This window comes from Candidatus Villigracilis affinis (assembly GCF_016705895.1).
GTDB classification, from domain to species: domain Bacteria; phylum Chloroflexota; class Anaerolineae; order Anaerolineales; family Villigracilaceae; genus Villigracilis; species Villigracilis affinis.
In genome coordinates, this window is record NZ_JADJKT010000040.1 from 75,555 (window position 1) to 90,475 (window position 14,921).

At 49.5% G+C, this 14,921-nt stretch carries 16 protein-coding genes and 1 pseudogene; 12 read left to right on the forward strand and 5 right to left on the reverse strand.

The features are described 5' to 3' along the window. Positions 1-45 precede the first annotated feature (45 nt). Positions 46-834 (forward strand): HAD family hydrolase, encoded by a 789-nt coding sequence (locus IPI86_RS23020; protein ID WP_345300375.1) that lies wholly within the window; start codon positions 46-48, stop codon positions 832-834. 47 nt (positions 835-881) lie between these two features. Here the strand turns inward: IPI86_RS23020 and IPI86_RS23025 are convergent, their stop codons facing one another. Continuing rightward, positions 882-1,496 carry a hypothetical protein gene (locus tag IPI86_RS23025; RefSeq protein ID WP_345300376.1) on the reverse strand — a complete coding sequence of 205 codons (615 nt, stop codon included), beginning with the start codon at positions 1,494-1,496 and terminating at the stop codon, positions 882-884. 137 nt (positions 1,497-1,633) lie between these two features. Here IPI86_RS23025 and IPI86_RS23030 point away from each other — a divergent pair, with 137 nt between their 5' ends. Further along, entirely contained in the window at positions 1,634-2,632 is a 999-nt protein-coding gene (locus IPI86_RS23030; protein WP_345300377.1) for an alpha-amylase family glycosyl hydrolase, read from the forward strand. Beyond that, positions 2,532-3,236: an alpha-amylase family glycosyl hydrolase gene (locus IPI86_RS23035; RefSeq protein ID WP_345300378.1), complete on the forward strand. Its 705-nt coding sequence runs from the start codon at positions 2,532-2,534 to the stop codon at positions 3,234-3,236. The genes IPI86_RS23030 and IPI86_RS23035 overlap by 101 nt, the downstream gene beginning before the upstream one ends. A gap of 41 nt (positions 3,237-3,277) precedes the next feature. Here the strand turns inward: IPI86_RS23035 and IPI86_RS23040 are convergent, their stop codons facing one another. Then, entirely contained in the window at positions 3,278-3,541 is a 264-nt protein-coding gene (locus IPI86_RS23040) for an anti-sigma factor (protein ID WP_345300379.1), read from the reverse strand. 47 nt (positions 3,542-3,588) lie between these two features. Beyond that, positions 3,589-4,140, reverse strand: a complete 552-nt coding sequence (locus tag IPI86_RS23045; RefSeq protein WP_345300380.1) for a sigma-70 family RNA polymerase sigma factor — start codon at positions 4,138-4,140, stop codon at positions 3,589-3,591. A gap of 122 nt (positions 4,141-4,262) precedes the next feature. On the opposite strand from IPI86_RS23045, the gene IPI86_RS23050 reads away from it, so the two are divergent. The 8 genes and pseudogenes from IPI86_RS23050 (at position 4,263) to IPI86_RS23085 (ending at position 10,525) form a co-directional block, all read left to right on the forward strand. Further along, entirely contained in the window at positions 4,263-4,706 is a 444-nt protein-coding gene (locus IPI86_RS23050; RefSeq protein ID WP_345300381.1) for a hypothetical protein, read from the forward strand. A 12-nt stretch (positions 4,707-4,718) separates the two neighbouring features. Next, positions 4,719-4,931, forward strand: a pseudogene (locus IPI86_RS23055) (thioredoxin family protein); the annotation flags it as partial. A gap of 60 nt (positions 4,932-4,991) precedes the next feature. Next, the gene (locus IPI86_RS23060) at positions 4,992-5,588 is read left to right on the forward strand and encodes a TlpA disulfide reductase family protein (protein WP_345300382.1); all 597 of its coding nucleotides are present in this window, start codon (positions 4,992-4,994) and stop codon (positions 5,586-5,588) included. 411 nt (positions 5,589-5,999) lie between these two features. After that, positions 6,000-7,241, forward strand: coding sequence for a sugar phosphate isomerase/epimerase family protein (locus tag IPI86_RS23065; RefSeq protein ID WP_345300383.1), 1,242 nt, complete (start codon positions 6,000-6,002; stop codon positions 7,239-7,241). Between the two features lie 60 nt (positions 7,242-7,301). Then, the gene (locus tag IPI86_RS23070; protein WP_345300384.1) at positions 7,302-7,781 is read left to right on the forward strand and encodes an S-ribosylhomocysteine lyase; all 480 of its coding nucleotides are present in this window, start codon (positions 7,302-7,304) and stop codon (positions 7,779-7,781) included. Between the two features lie 6 nt (positions 7,782-7,787). Further along, on the forward strand, positions 7,788-8,915 hold the full coding sequence (locus tag IPI86_RS23075; RefSeq protein WP_345300385.1) for a sedoheptulose 7-phosphate cyclase: 1,128 nt from the start codon (positions 7,788-7,790) through the stop codon (positions 8,913-8,915). After that, positions 8,902-9,612, forward strand: coding sequence for a bifunctional 2-polyprenyl-6-hydroxyphenol methylase/3-demethylubiquinol 3-O-methyltransferase UbiG (gene ubiG, locus IPI86_RS23080; RefSeq protein ID WP_345300386.1), 711 nt, complete (start codon positions 8,902-8,904; stop codon positions 9,610-9,612). Before IPI86_RS23075 ends, ubiG begins: the two co-directional genes overlap by 14 nt. A 19-nt stretch (positions 9,613-9,631) precedes the next feature. After that, entirely contained in the window at positions 9,632-10,525 is an 894-nt protein-coding gene (locus tag IPI86_RS23085; RefSeq protein ID WP_345300387.1) for a UbiA family prenyltransferase, read from the forward strand. 39 nt (positions 10,526-10,564) lie between these two features. On the opposite strand, the gene IPI86_RS23090 is transcribed toward IPI86_RS23085, so the two are convergent. Both IPI86_RS23090 and alaS read right to left on the reverse strand, forming a co-directional pair. Next, positions 10,565-10,972 carry a DHHA1 domain-containing protein gene (locus tag IPI86_RS23090; protein ID WP_345300388.1) on the reverse strand — a complete coding sequence of 136 codons (408 nt, stop codon included), beginning with the start codon at positions 10,970-10,972 and terminating at the stop codon, positions 10,565-10,567. Between the two features lie 20 nt (positions 10,973-10,992). Beyond that, the gene (gene alaS, locus IPI86_RS23095; RefSeq protein ID WP_345300389.1) at positions 10,993-13,287 is read right to left on the reverse strand and encodes an alanine--tRNA ligase; all 2,295 of its coding nucleotides are present in this window, start codon (positions 13,285-13,287) and stop codon (positions 10,993-10,995) included. Positions 13,288-13,792: 505 nt separating this feature from the next. On the opposite strand from alaS, the gene IPI86_RS23100 reads away from it, so the two are divergent. Next, positions 13,793-14,773 carry a formylglycine-generating enzyme family protein gene (locus IPI86_RS23100; protein ID WP_345300390.1) on the forward strand — a complete coding sequence of 327 codons (981 nt, stop codon included), beginning with the start codon at positions 13,793-13,795 and terminating at the stop codon, positions 14,771-14,773. Positions 14,774-14,921: the final 148 nt, after the last annotated feature.

The window sequence follows — 14,921 nt, forward strand, 5'->3', positions numbered from 1 at the left end:
CTTTGCGAATGTGACTGTCATCTTATTATGAACAGGATGAATTGAATGAATGATCTGAAACACTTCAAGGCACAGGCCATTATTTTCGACAAGGACGGTACGCTCATCGACTTTGACGCCATGTGGGGCGGATGGGTCGTCTATCTGGCGGAGCAGCTGCATCTCGTCAGCGGGCTGAATGTCCGCGAGCCTTTATGTCTCGCCATGGGCTACGATGACGATCACAAAAAAGTGCTGGCACATGGAAAACTGGCGGCCACCCCCATGTCACAGCTGTACCGCTTGACGGTCGAAGTAATGCAATCTCTCGGTCTAAGCGAAGCGGCAGCCGAAAAGGCGGTCGAAGCGGGCTGGTGCATTCCCGACCCTGTGATCCTCGCAAAACAATTCACAGACACGCGGGCGCTCTTCGGTCAACTGCATGGCAAGGGAATTCTGATCGGCATTGCCACCACCGATGACCGCGCTCCCACTCAGGCAATGATCGAGGCATTCGATATTGAAGAATATATATCAACCATGGTCTGTGCAGACGACGGAATCAAGGCAAAGCCTGCGCCTGATATGGTCTTGACCATTTGTGAAAGAATGAAGATCGATCCTACCCGGGTAATGGTTGTAGGAGACACCACAGCAGATTTGAAAATGGCGCGCTCTGCCGGGGCAGGCATGGTCGTAGGTGTGCTTTCAGGCGTCTCATCAGCAAGAGATCTGGTGGAGTTTGCAGACGTGCTGATCGAATCGGTGGATGAATTACACGCCTATGCACATGGATTCGCAGGAAATGAAAACCCACAAACTCAAAATGGTCTCAATCCAGATTTTGCCTTTTGAAATGCAGTAAACAGCAAATCGCTTCAGGTTTCCTGAAGCGATTTTTTCTACTTAACTTTTTCGAGCTCCCAAAAATCGCTACTGGCAAATGAAGTAACCTTCTCGTTCAGGTAATAAATACCTGTCATCGAATCCCCATCCTGAATGTGCCCGTAGTACCAGCCGCCCAAAGTATAGCCGCCGCCATTCAAAAATGTAGTTTCTGTCCATTTGATCCAGGTACCGCTCCGATCTCCATTTTTATAGTCTGGATGATTGCCCCATAGGGCCTGTTCCTCCGCATCGCCAAAATCAGTTACAAATTCCCCGCTGATCGCAGTCATTGCACCTCTGAAATTGTCCGTCCCCGTCCAAAGCATTTTGCCTGTGAATGTATTTCCCTTGAGCTTATCGAGAATGATGGTGATTCTCAGCTTGCCGATCCCAGCCTGAGCGTACGTGCCATTCCATTGCTGCGGAACGATGATGAGAGTTGGCGTTGGTAAAGGGATCGGCGTATCTGTCGGGATAGTTGTTGCCGTCGGGGCCAAAGTTGCAGTTGCAGGCGGGATCGTGGGTGGAATAACGGCGGTCGCAGTCGGCGCAGGCGCTGGAAACAACAAAGCACACGCCATGGTCAGGACACTTACAACCAGCATGCTGAATAAAACACGATTATTCATTTTTATCTTCCTCCAGTGAGTGGGTCATGATCAATATAGCACAAGCACATACCTATAAATAATGTCAAAAGTCATATCTTTTCATAAACCGATTAATTCGAGAACATTTCTCAACAATGAGTTGATAAAATACAAACATGTCAACACCCTGGTATCACAAAACAAGCATCTATCAAATCTACCCGCGTTCGTTTTACGATACAAACGGCGATGGGATCGGGGACTTAAAAGGCATTATCCAAAAACTGGATTACTTGCACGAACTGGGATTCGAAACGCTGTGGATCTCCCCGTTCTTTTCCTCGCCGCAAGCTGATACGGGTTACGACATCAGCAGCTACACTGACATCGCTCCCGAATACGGCAGCATGGACGATACTCAGCAACTCATCGAAGAAGTTCACCAACGCGGCATGAAAATCGTCTTTGACATGGTGATGAACCATACCTCCATTGAGCATCCGTGGTTCAAGGAATCGCGCTCTTCACAAGACAATCCCAAAGCAGATTGGTATATCTGGCGAGACAAGCCCAACAATTGGCAAAGCATGACGGGTGGTAATGGCTGGCATTACTCCGCCGAGCGCAGACAGTATTTCTGGTCGAGCTTCCTCCCCTTCCAGCCTGACCTAAACTATCGCAATCCCGAAGTCAAAAAGACCATGTTCGACACGGTCCGCTTTTGGCTAAACAAAGGCGTGGACGGTTTTCGACTGGATATTTTCAACGTCATCTACAAGGATGCGGAATTTCGGAACAATCCATTCTCGTTCAAACTTCTGCCCACTGAAGATGACCCCTCTGGATTCTTTCAAGAAGCAAAATACAACCTGAATCAGCCAGAGAGTTTCGAATTCGCGAAGGAACTCCGCAGTGTATGTGACGAATTCGGCGAAAAAATCCTGCTCGGCGAAGTGAGCGGAGACAGATCCATCATCCGCAAATTCCTTGGGAATGAGGTCAACAACGGGCTGGGGCTGGTCTTTGACTTTCGAAATGCTCAGCTTCCAATTCAGCGCGGATTATTTCCGCAAGTTGATCGAGCGCATCGAAGCGCATTTTCCCGACCCGTTCATGCCCGTGTACGTCTTCAGCAATCACGACAGACACCGAAGCATTCACAGGCTTGGAGATGATCTTCGCAAGGCAAAACTGCTAGCCATGTTGCAACTCACTGTCCGCGGTGTGCCGTGCATGTACTACGGCGAAGAGATCGGCATGACCGATTTAAAGCAGCCTTTCGGCTCCGCGCTTGACCCGATCCCCCACAAATTCAAACTCATTCCACGCTTTATCTTTGATTTACTTGGCTTGCTCATCAACCGCGACGAAGTCCGCACGCCGATGCAATGGGATGGGACAAAGAACGCAGGCTTCTCGTCTGCTGAAAAGACATGGCTGCCTGTGCATGGAAATTACCGTGAAATAAACGTGGAAAAAGAAAATCAGGACAAGGCTTCTTTATTGAACACCATTCGGGGCTTGATGAAGATCCGCAACCAGGAAACGTCTCTGCGAGAAGGTTCACAGGAAATATTGAACGGTCTGCCCAATGGGGTTCTGGGATACAAACGAAAAAGCGCAGATGAAAGCCTGATCATTCTGTTGAATTTCGATGGTCTTGAAAAAGAAATCCAAATTGAGTTCTCGGAATGTATCTTCACTTTATCAAGCAGAGATACAGCAAAAGAAAAAGCCATTCGCTTGAATGGCTTTGGCGGGGTCATATTGAGGGAATAAGACTGAAAACCCGATCCGCAATGATGAGGTGTAGAAAATGCCTAGGGCTGTGGATTCAGGTAATCGTCTAGTTTGAGGCGTTTGAAAAGGCGTTCGCGTACGTCGTCGGGCACGGTCTGTTCTTCGGGGGTGATATGCACAAGGTCAATTGTCCGCTTTGTTGTATTTAAAACGACTCGGCAGTTATCACAGCCCTCAAGGTGCTTTTCGATCTCTCTGCATAGGTCGGACGGCAATTCACCGTCAATGTATTCAGAAAGGGAGCCAAGCAAGGCTTTACAGTTGTCGTGGAGATGGTCAGTCATTTTTTTCCTTTCGAGGCATACGCTCGCCATAATACACCGATAACTGTTCACGAAGAGCCATACGGGCACGCAGCAAACGGGTCTTCACATTGGTTTCTGTCAGAGAAAGTATCTCTGCGGTTTCCTTGATCGAAACGCCTTCGATATCGCGCAGAACAAAGACGATCTTCAATTGCTCCGGCAGTCTTTGCAATGGCGGCATCGATTGCGCTTTTGCTCTCGCCAGCGAGTAATTCACTTTCAGGCAGGGCGCTCCAATCTGTGAATATCGCAGGGATGAGCCCGTCCTCTGAATCTTCGGCCTGCATATCTTCGATGCTGACAGGCTGTTTTTTGCGAAGCATCATCAAGGCTTCGTTGGAAGCGATGCGATACAGCCAGGTGGAAATGCTCGAGCGGCCCTCAAAAGAAGAGAGGTGCATAAGCGCATTCAAAAACGTATTTTGAAGAACATCCTCGGCATCCTGCGAATTGCCAAGCATCTTCAACCCCAGCCGATAGATCAGGGCGGAGTGAACATCCACCATGCGCGCAAACTCGGCACGGTCTCCCGCACGCAGGGCATCAATAGAAATCTCGGGTGTCGTTGTAATACTCATTGGATGAAGTTTATCCTGAAAAGTTGCACCGAAAGTATATCAAAGAATTGCATGCAACTTTTCGGCAAGCTGTGCATCCAAAGAGGGTAGTGAAACACCCAAACCATCCATTGGAGCAAAACATGGAAAAACTATTGAACGAACAGATCGTTGGACAGATTCGGCAGGCTTTTGCCGGGATCTCCAACCCAGTGCAGATCCTCTTCTTCGGGAGCAGGGAAAACTGCGAATATTGCGACGAAACAGAAAAGCTGGTCCGCGAGATCAGCGAAATAGACGAACGGGTGAACCTTTCCATTCATGACCTTAACGACGATGCGGCCTTGGCAACCCAATACAGGGTGGATAAAGCCCCAGTGATCGTCATTGCAGGCAGGGATGGGGATAAAGTCATCGACCTCGGAATCCAATTCTCAGGCATTCCTTCTGGATATGAATTCAGCACCCTGATCAACGATATTCTCTTCGCCTCCAAACGGGACTCCGGACTGGGCACGGCGACACGGGAATTTCTCAAATCCCTGACAAAGCCTCTGCATTTACAGGTCTTCGTCACCCCTACCTGACCGCATTGTCCGCGAGCCGTGTTGCTCGCACACCAGATCGCCATGGAAAACCCCGCCATGATCCACGCGGAGGCAGTCGATGCAATGGAATTTCCCGAATTGACACAGCGTTTCAGCGTACAGGGCGTACCCCAAACCGTGATCAACTCCGGGCAGGGAATCGTCGTTGGCGCGTATCCCGAACAACAATTGCTGGCAGAGATACAGTCAGCACTCAGTCATTAATTTTGAAAGCGACAGCCGCCTGAAAGGTAACTGTCGCTTTCAAATCTTTGCAGGCCAGATATGACAAACACAAACAAACATAAATATCCCAGAAAACGAAAAAAGAACACCACATCCACGCTCACGGGTGTTGGGCTGATCCTGTTTGGGATCGCCTTCTTTCTGTGGTTATTAGGCAGCGGTGGAAAGACAAGCCTGCCTGCCGCAGAGGAATTATCCATCGTACCTGCGGAAGTGAATTTCCCCGCGCCGCAACTTGCGCTGGAAAGTATCAATGGTGATACGCAATCGCTGGCTGATTATCAGGGCAGCATTGTCCTGGTCAACAATTGGGCTACGTGGTGCCCGCCCTGCAAGGCAGAGATGCCCATCCTGAAGCAATATCATGATACCCACTCCGCCGAAGGCTTCACGGTCATTGCCGTGGAGGCAGGTGATGCAAAAGATGCGGTCACCGAATTCGCAGACAGCCTTGGGCTGACCTTTCCCATCTGGCTCGACCCTGAGAGCGCATCGATCAACGCCATTCGCAACGGGAGTCTCCCCAACTCCTACGTGATCGACCGCACTGGCACCGTCCGCTATGCATGGACAGGCGAAGTCACCATGACCATGCTCGAAAAATACATCACACCGTTGATCGCGGATCATAACTAAAACAAGGGTCGGGATAAATCCACTTTCATCGATTTGAATAAACAACACAGAAACGAGTTTTGCACTCATTCCTGTGTTGTTTATTTTCAACAGGTTCCTCCTATTGGTCTAAAACGCACACTCCTCTTCTACAAAAATTCATTTTTCATTAATTAAGATCGGGGAATAAAATATGAAATACAAATTTCTAATTCAGAGTGGAATCCTGCTGGCGCTCCCCTTCATTATCGGACAAGCCTATGCACCCACCGTATGTTTTAATGGTACCAATGGTCATTGGGCTAAGGCCTTCGCCTGTCAGATGACATATAACGGCATGGTAGAATTGCAAGTTGCCAGACGGTCAGATATTTAATATAAAACCAGCCAGAAACAAAACACCAAGGAATACAATAGTTTTTTGGAGCAACAATGATCAAGCTTAGTTACAGTACATTTGGGCTAACCAACCTGAACTTTCTGGATTCGATCAAAGAAGTGGACAAGGCGCGGTATCCGGGCATCGAACTTTCCTTTCATCGAGATCAGTTCAATCCGTTTGATATTACCGACGAATATCTCGCAAAAGTCAAAAAGCAGCTCGACAGTCTGGATGTGAAAGCTGCCTGCGTATCAACCGCATCACATTTTTTCACCCCGTCCAGACCGCATGAACCTTCCCTGATGACACCCGATTTGGCAGGCAGGAAGCGCCGCATTGACCTCGTCCGTCGCGGGATTGATGTCGCTCGAAAGCTGGACGTTTCCCTCGTCACCTTTGGAAGCGGCTTCATCCGCGATGAGCATGTGAGCAATCCCTCAGTTAATCCGCGCGAACTTCTGGTGGATAGTATCCATCAATGCTTGAAAACTGTTAGAGATGACGAAGACATTACCCTATTGATCGAACCGGAACCGGGTATGTACATTGAGACACTGGAACAGGGCATGAGCCTTGTCAATGAAATCAATTCGCCGCGTTTCCAACTACATCTTGATCTGAATCACAATTATTGTTCGGAACAGAATTATCTCGAAACGCTGGGCAAGGCTGCCCCATACGCGAAATTCCTGCACGTCTCCGATTCACAGGAGGGCTACAACCTGAAACTGGTCAAAATGACGGACGATCTCAAGATGGATTTGAACTTCGCCAAATATCTTATCTACTTCCCCGAGTTTGCAGACTACCTGCTGGTTGACCCCGATCATCCTATTTATTTCCACGATGAAATCCCTGATGCAAAACAGAAGAAACGGATCGAGTCCATCTTGGGCGCGGTGAACATCTTCACGCCACCCGCCTTTGTAGACTATAACGGGTTGTATACAGGTCAATCCCCATTTGAGAGCGAAATATTCGTTTATCTCATCTCCGTGCCGGGGCTGACATACGATGTGCTGGAACGGGCAAGACCCATCATCATTTATTTAAGAAGTACAAAAAATAAAGACGGAAAATTGTTGATGGACAAAATGGTGGCAAATACCCTGACAGGCATTGTTCATTTTCATGAAATTCCCGGCGAAGGGACAATGGATTTTGCAGCCAGCTTCAAAGCGCTGACCGATAACGGCTTTTCCGGATATGCATCTGTTGAGTTGTATCACCATGTTCAGTCATGGGAAAAGGCGTTAAACGACAGTTACAGGCATTTGTCGCAATTTGTGTAAAACTGTGACAGTCGCTGAGTGGCTGTCACCAAGCTATTTATTCAGTTACAGGAGAAAGTTATGATAGACGTTATGCAACTCGGTTGGGAGGCCGATACAGTCGGGGAATTGGATCACCGCATTTTGAAAGCGCCGCACGTAAAACTGCGCTCATTTACCCAGGGACCAGCAGGCGATGTGGTATACGCAGTGGACCTGCGTATCAATCAACCCAATTCAATCTTCCTATCTACCACGGAAATGCATTCCTTCGAGCATTTTCTGTTGTGGGGTTTTCAAAAATATATGCCGCAGAATTTCATTTCCATCGGCCTGATGGGCTGTCAGACCGGCTTTTACCTCGTCCTATTTAATGAAGGCCATGCCAAAGCCATTTTCGACGTATACGAAAAAATTCTAAACGATATCCTGACTGCCAGAGAAGTACCATACGCCAACATCGCGCAGTGCGGCAATTACAAAAATCACAGCCTGGAGCTTGCCCAACAGCTTGCAAAAAGAGTGCTGGAAGCCAGGTCCAATTGGCAGCAGGTGGCATGAGACAGAATGGCTACAAGACACGTCACCTATCAACACACCATTGAATATGAGGTCATCAACACCTCACAACTATTCCATCCGCAGAATTGGGCGCTGCTATCGGCGGGGAGAATCGAAGATGCCCGCCGCTTTGTCGTAGTGGATAGCAATGTGGAAAAACATTATTCCGCCGAAATACGGAATTATTTTTCGCATCACCACATCGAGGCAAAGATCATCACTTTTCCCGGTGGCGAAGAGAACAAGACTGTTGAACATTTCTTGTCCATTCTGCGGGAGTTGGATTCCTTTCCCATCCACCGCAGGGATGAGCCGATCATTGCCATTGGTGGCGGCGTTCTCACCGATGCGGTCGGCTTTGTAGCCAGCAGTTACCGCCGCGGTGTTCCGCATATCAAAGTGCCGACAACCTTAATGGGATATGTTGACGCTTCGATAGGCATCAAGACCGGGATCAACTTCAATGGAAGCAAGAATCGGCTGGGAGCGTTTCATCCACCGCAGAAGGTTTTGCTGGATAAATCCCTGTTAAAGACTCTGCCCAAACGCCATATCCTGAACGGGGTATGCGAAATTATCAAGCTCGCCATCATCAAGGATGCTGGATTGTTTTGTCTGCTGGAAGAACAGGGAGCGCAAAGCGTTGAAGTCCATTTCCAAAATGAAGAAGGCGATGTGATCCTCGACCGCGCAATCAGCGGAATGCTGGAAGAATTACAGCCAAATTTATTCGAAGAAGATCTGGCGCGCAAAGTGGATTTCGGGCACACTTTTAGTTATGGACTGGAAACCCGCCACGAGGCACATCTGTTCCACGGCGAGGCGGTCTTGCTCGATATTGTCATCTCCACACTGATTGCCAATGCGCGGGACTTGTTGTGCGATGAAGAAACCAGCCGCATCTTCCGCCTGATCAATGATTTGGGAATCGAACTGAACGCCTCGATCCTCGACCCGAGCCTGCTCTGGCAATCTCTGACGGAGCGCACCTACCACCGCAACGGGTTGCAGCGCGTCCCCATGCCGCATGGCATTGGAGAATGTATTTTTGTAAACGATATAAACGCGGACGAGATCGAATCCGCTGTCAAAAATTTGGAAGATTGGATTGCTGTGAAATATGACCACATTTGAAAATGCCGACAACAAAGAAATAGACAAGTTCGACAGGGTATCCCAAATCTGGTGGGATCCCAAAGGCGAGATGGGCACCCTCCATACCATCAACCCGCTGCGCACAAACTTCATTATGGAAAAGCTCAACACACCGAACCCCAAAATATTGGACGTGGGTTGCGGAGGCGGAATCCTCTCCGAGGCGTTGGCAAAAGCCGGGGCACAGGTAACAGGCCTGGACTTGTCCGAAGCGTCTCTTCAAGTCGCCCGCCAGCACGCGCAACAGCAGGGACTGAACATCGAATATCGCTATGAAAGAGTCGAAGACCTTGCGCAAAAAGAGGCCGGGACGTACGACGTGGTGGTATGCATGGAAATGCTTGAACATGTGCCGGAGCCGAGCAAGGTAATTGCGGCATGTTCACAGGCGCTAAAGCCAGGCGGTCTTGCCTTCTTCTCCACCATCAACCGCACACCGAAAGGTTTCCTGTTTGCCATTGTAGGCGGCGAATATATTTTGCGCCTTTTACCGCGCGGCACTCACACATATTCAAAACTCATTCGCCCAATCGAGCTGAAAAATTGGAACCGCGAAGCCGGGTTGGAATTTGTACGCCTCGCCAGCCTGATGTACAACCCCTTCACCCGCAAGTTCAAAGTTGCCGCAGATAAAGAGGATGTAAATTACATGGCACACTTTACCAAAATAAATTGACCCGCATGGAGCTACGAGTATGAAACGTTTCTTCGCACTATCTCGAACCACACACGGAGTATTGGACCTGGCCATGCCCGGTTTCGTCGCTTTGCTATGGCTGGGAGATTTTCCCCAATGGCAGGTTATTTTAGTTTCACTGATCACTGCCTTTGCTGCCTATACAGCAATCTATGCCCTCAATGATCTCGTCGGCATTGCTATGGACAAGGAGAAATTCGTCGGCGGCATCAACGCCGGCTATTCCGTTGAGTCGTCTGATATGCGCTACCCGTTGGCACAGAACATACTCCCCTACCGCAGCGGCTTGCTTTGGTTTTTCGGCTGGTTCGCATTGGCGCTCATGGGTTCTTACACACTTAACCCTGCAATCGTTGTCATCTTAATCGCCGCCGCCATTTTAGAAGTAATTTACTGCCTGCTGCTCAAAGTCACCTATTTGCGGACCTTCGTCAGCGGGTTGGTCAAATCCAGCGGGCCAATCGCCGCTATTTACGTCGTGGATCCGCATCCATCGCTTCAACCTGTTCTGCTGATTCTCGCATGGGTTTTCTTTTGGGAAATCGGCGGACAAAACGTCCCAGCCGACTGGAACGATACGGTGGAAGATCAGCGCGTCAACGCCAAAACCATTCCCCTACAATTGGGGACACAAAAAGCGGGATTGATCGTCCTACTCACACTGGGAATGACGATCATAATCAGCATGTTCCTGCCGCTCGTTTCGCCCCTCAATTTAGGCTGGCCATATCGGCTTGCCAGCGCACTGGCAGGAGGCTATCTGCTCTTCAAAGCAGGATATGAACTCTACAAAAACCAGGAAGGCCGCCTCGCCGCAAAGTTATTTGATAATGCCAGTTATTACCCAATGGCACAATTGGTGATCATCGCCATCTCTGTACTTTTGAATTAAAACAAAAATGGGACACAGTATCGCTGTGTCCCATTTTTTCTACTTCAATTTCTCTTCCACTACTTTTGCCAATTTACTCAAAGCATCGTTGATATCTGCTGTAAGGCTGCCCTGTGCCAAATTGGGACGCCCGCCGCCTTTGCCGCCGATGCCGGTGATGAGATCGCCAGCCTTGAGTCCGCGCTTGACGAGGTCTTCGGTCACCACCGCGATGACAGTTGCTCCTGTTACGAGGACAGCCGCTCCCGCTTTGGGATATTTCTCGCGGAACTTGTCGGCCAGCATACGCAGGGTATCCACGTTCGAGTCAGGGATTTCAACCGCGAGAACGTTTGCATCTTTGACGGTTTGAACGTTGGCAAGTTGAACGTTGAAAGTTGAAAGCGCAGACTGTGCGCGGAGTTTGGCAAGTTCCTTCTTCAGTTCGGCAATTTCATCCTTGTCCACTTTCTACTTTTGCAGGCACTTCATCTACACTGGATTTCAAGAGAGCCGTTTTGCTTCAAGGTCTTGAAGCGCTTGTTGATGAGTTCGTACGCGCCGCGCCCAGTAACCGCTTCAATGCGGCGAATACCAGCCGCAGCCGAACCTTCGCTGACGATGATGAATGCGCCGATGTCTGATGTGCGGTCGATGTGCGTACCGCCGCAGAGTTCGTAGGAGTATTTGGCTTCTACGTTTTCTGCAAGCAAAGCGTCCGAGTCCAGAATGGAAACGGTGCGGACTGTCTCACCATATTTCTCGCCGAAGAGCGCCATCGCGCCTTCCTTCTTGGCTTCATCGAGAGACTTGGTCACTTTGACCACGGGCATATCTGCCGCAATCGCTTCGTTGACCATTTTCTCGACGCGTTCAATTTGTTCGGGGGTCATGCCGTCGGGTTGGGTGAAGTCGAAGCGCAGGTATTTGGGTGAGACAAGTGAGCCTGCCTGACGGGCATGGTCGCCGAGAATTTCATGCAATGCCTTGTGAAGCAAATGTGTGGCAGTGTGATTGCGCATGATGTTATGGCGGCGGACGGTGTCCACTTCAGCGACAACTTTATCACCCACTTTCGGCAGACCAGAGATGACCTGCCCAATGTGGGCAATGACACCAGCCGCAGCACGGCGGACGGAAGTCACTTCTATTTCCCAGTCATTACCGCGAATGTAGCCTTCGTCATTGACCTGACCACCAGACTCAATGTAGAAACCAGTCTTGGGCAGGATGACTTCAACGACATCATCGAGGGAAGCAGAGGAAACTGATTCGCCGTTGACTACCAGAGCGAGGACTTCACCTTCCACGCGTGGACTGTTGTATGGGTCATATTCAACGCCAGCGGCGCCGAGTTTCTTTTTGGCTTGCAAGTCTTTCAGGATGTTGGCGAAGTATTCAGAATCTTCGCCGCCGAGTTTACCCATGGCTTTGCCGCCGCCAGAGGCTTTGGCGTGGACTTCTTTTGCAGTAGTGAAACCTGCTTCGTCAATGTCGAGGCCCTGTTCGCGGGCGATGTCACGGCTGATTTCGAAGGGCAAGCCGTAGGTAGCATACAGGTCGAAGGCGATGTGTCCATCGAGCGAGGTTTTATTTGATGCGCGAATGTCATCGAGGTGATTCTGCAAGTGAGCAGTACCAGCTTCAACGGTACGAGCGAAGCGGACTTCCTCTCGAGTCAGGTTATCTAAAATGGTCGCCTTGTTCTTTTCGAGTTCGGGATAAAAATCGCCGTATTCCGCAATAACGGCTTCGGCAACTTTGGCGAGGAAAGGTTCATTCAAACCGATCTTGGTGCCAAAGCGCGCGCCGCGGCGGATGATCATGCGGGTGACGTAGTTGCGCCCCGCGTTGCCAGGGACGACGCCGTCGGCGATGAGGAATGCGGCAGAGCGGACGTGGTCGCAGATGACGCGGTAGGGCGTGAAGTCGGCGAGCATTTCCTTTTCGGTGTGACCCGTGAGCGAGCGCAGAACGTCGAGCGAGCCAGTGAAGAGGTCGGTCTTGTAGTTGGAGTCGACGCCTTGCAAAACGGAGACGATGCGCTCGAAGCCCATGCCCGTGTCAACGTGCTTGGCGGGCAATGGTTCGAGGCGGCCATCTTCGAAGAGATTGTATTGAATGAAAACGTTGTTCCACAGTTCGAGGAAGCGCGTGCATTCGCCGTTCACGCCGCAGACGTGGTCTGTGCCGCGCAGGTTGTCGCGCTCTTCGCCGAGGTCAATGTGGATTTCGGAGCACGGTCCGCAGGGACCGAACTCAGCCATTTGCCAGAAGTTTTCCTTGCGCCCAAAGAAGAGGACATGCGAAGGGTCGAAGCCGGGCTGCGCCTTCCAAATGTCGGCAGCTTCATCATCCTGCGGGACGTTGCCTTTGTCATCTCTGAAGCAGGTGGCATAGAGTTTATCTTTGGGAAGTCCCCACACTTCGGTGAGCAATTGCCACGACCATGCAATGGCTTCCTTTTTGTAGTAATCGCCAAACGACCAGTTGCCGAGCATTTCAAAGAAGGTGTGATGCGTGTCGTCACGGCCCACGTCTTCGAGGTCGTTGTGCTTGCCTGCCACGCGCATACATTTTTGCGAGTCGACGGCGCGTTTGTAGGGTTTTGTGTCCGTGCCGATGAATACATCTTTGAACTGCACCATGCCCGAGTTTGTGAAGAGAAGCGTAGCATCTCCACCCGGGACGAGTGACATGGACGGCACGGCGGTATGTCCGTGCTCGACGAAGAAGTCGATGAAGTCCTGGCGGATCTGGTTGCCTGTTAGTTTTTTGCTCATGAGTAGCTCCGAAAGTTTGAAATGGCTGGCGAATTATACCAAGTGATGAATTTGGGAACGCCAGCAAATAAAAAGTCCCGAACCTGTGGGTTCGGGACTTTGAAATTCTTCATTCAGTCTCAAGCCGTGACAGGTTTCCAGAATGCGCATGTAGCGGCGGCGGCTTGAGTTGCTGTGGTTTGCTTGAGGTTTTGTTTCATGGCTGGGATTATACAGGCCACATTGAATTTTGGGGAGGGAGGAAATTCTGACAGATACGGTTGTCTACAGTTTTTACTTATGAGTATCTCGAGATATTTTTGATTAACAAGTAGTTCGAAAGGTATGAACTAGGGAAAATTTCACGGGTATAAGCACTAATTCGCTCATGTTTATCAAATATTTCAACCTATTGAAATCAGGAATCAAACTAAGTATAGTGATTGTGAGAAACACCACATTAGAATTTTAATTTGGATTTTCCAAATGCTATCAAGAGGAGTTGTGTCAAAAGAAAGGAAATACCATGAAAGCTCTCTTACAATCATTATGTTGGATTCTCATATCCATGATTGCTCTAGTATCCTGTGGTGAGGCGCAAACTACAGAAATACCAGTCACAGATGTACCAACAAGTAAGCCACCCAGCACGCCAACCAAAATACCAACAGCTACTCCAATACCATTCACCCCAACCCCGGAACTTACAATTGGTTCAACCATGACAGGCGAGGACGGCATGACGTTGGTCTATGTGCCCGCCGGAGAATTCACAATGGGCCGCGAGGCTGTCTTTGACTGGGAAAAAAATCTCATTCACACAGTTTATCTTGAAGCATTCTGGATGGACCAGACTGAAATAACCAATAAATTCTATGCAGCCTGCGTGGATGCAGGGGGGTGTGAACCGCCATCGGATGCCAGCGCTTTGATGCGCACAGAATATTTCCAAAATCCTGAATATGATGACTACCCTGTCATTTACATTTCCTGGTATCAAGCGAAAGCTTACTGCGAATGGACGGGTCGCCGCCTGCCCACTGAGGCAGAATGGGAAAAAGCTGCTCGTGGAACAGACGCGCGTATCTACCCATGGGGGAACAATGACCCAACCCCCGATATGTTGAATTTCCCAAAAAATGCGGAAGATGCGTTCAAGAATCCCACATCTAAAGTCGGCAGCGCTTTGGCGACGTTAGTCCTTACGGTGTACTGGATATGGCAGCAAATGTTTCAGAATGGGTTTCGAGTCTGGAAATGGAACTACCCTATAAGGCCAATGACGGCCGCGAGGACCTGTCCGCCAGCGGCGCACGCGGTCTTCGAGGAAACAATAACTTTATATTGGACATTGACTTTCTCCCTTCCGCGATCCGCGGATTCCAAGATCCTGAATACTCCGAAGATTTCAGTGTCGGTTTCCGCTGTGCCATCACGCAATAATTTTATTGACGAAAAACTAATAGAATTCGTTTTTTACATACTCCCAGAAAATATTCTGGGCTAATCTCCTCGTAGATGTGTATGGAAATGGAGGCGAATGAACAACGTCCTTATCGCCTTAGATATTTTCGCCTCCACATTAAAAGTCGAATATTGAATATAGATAGGCAACACAACGCGTTTATACAAATTGGCATTACGGTATACTCTCG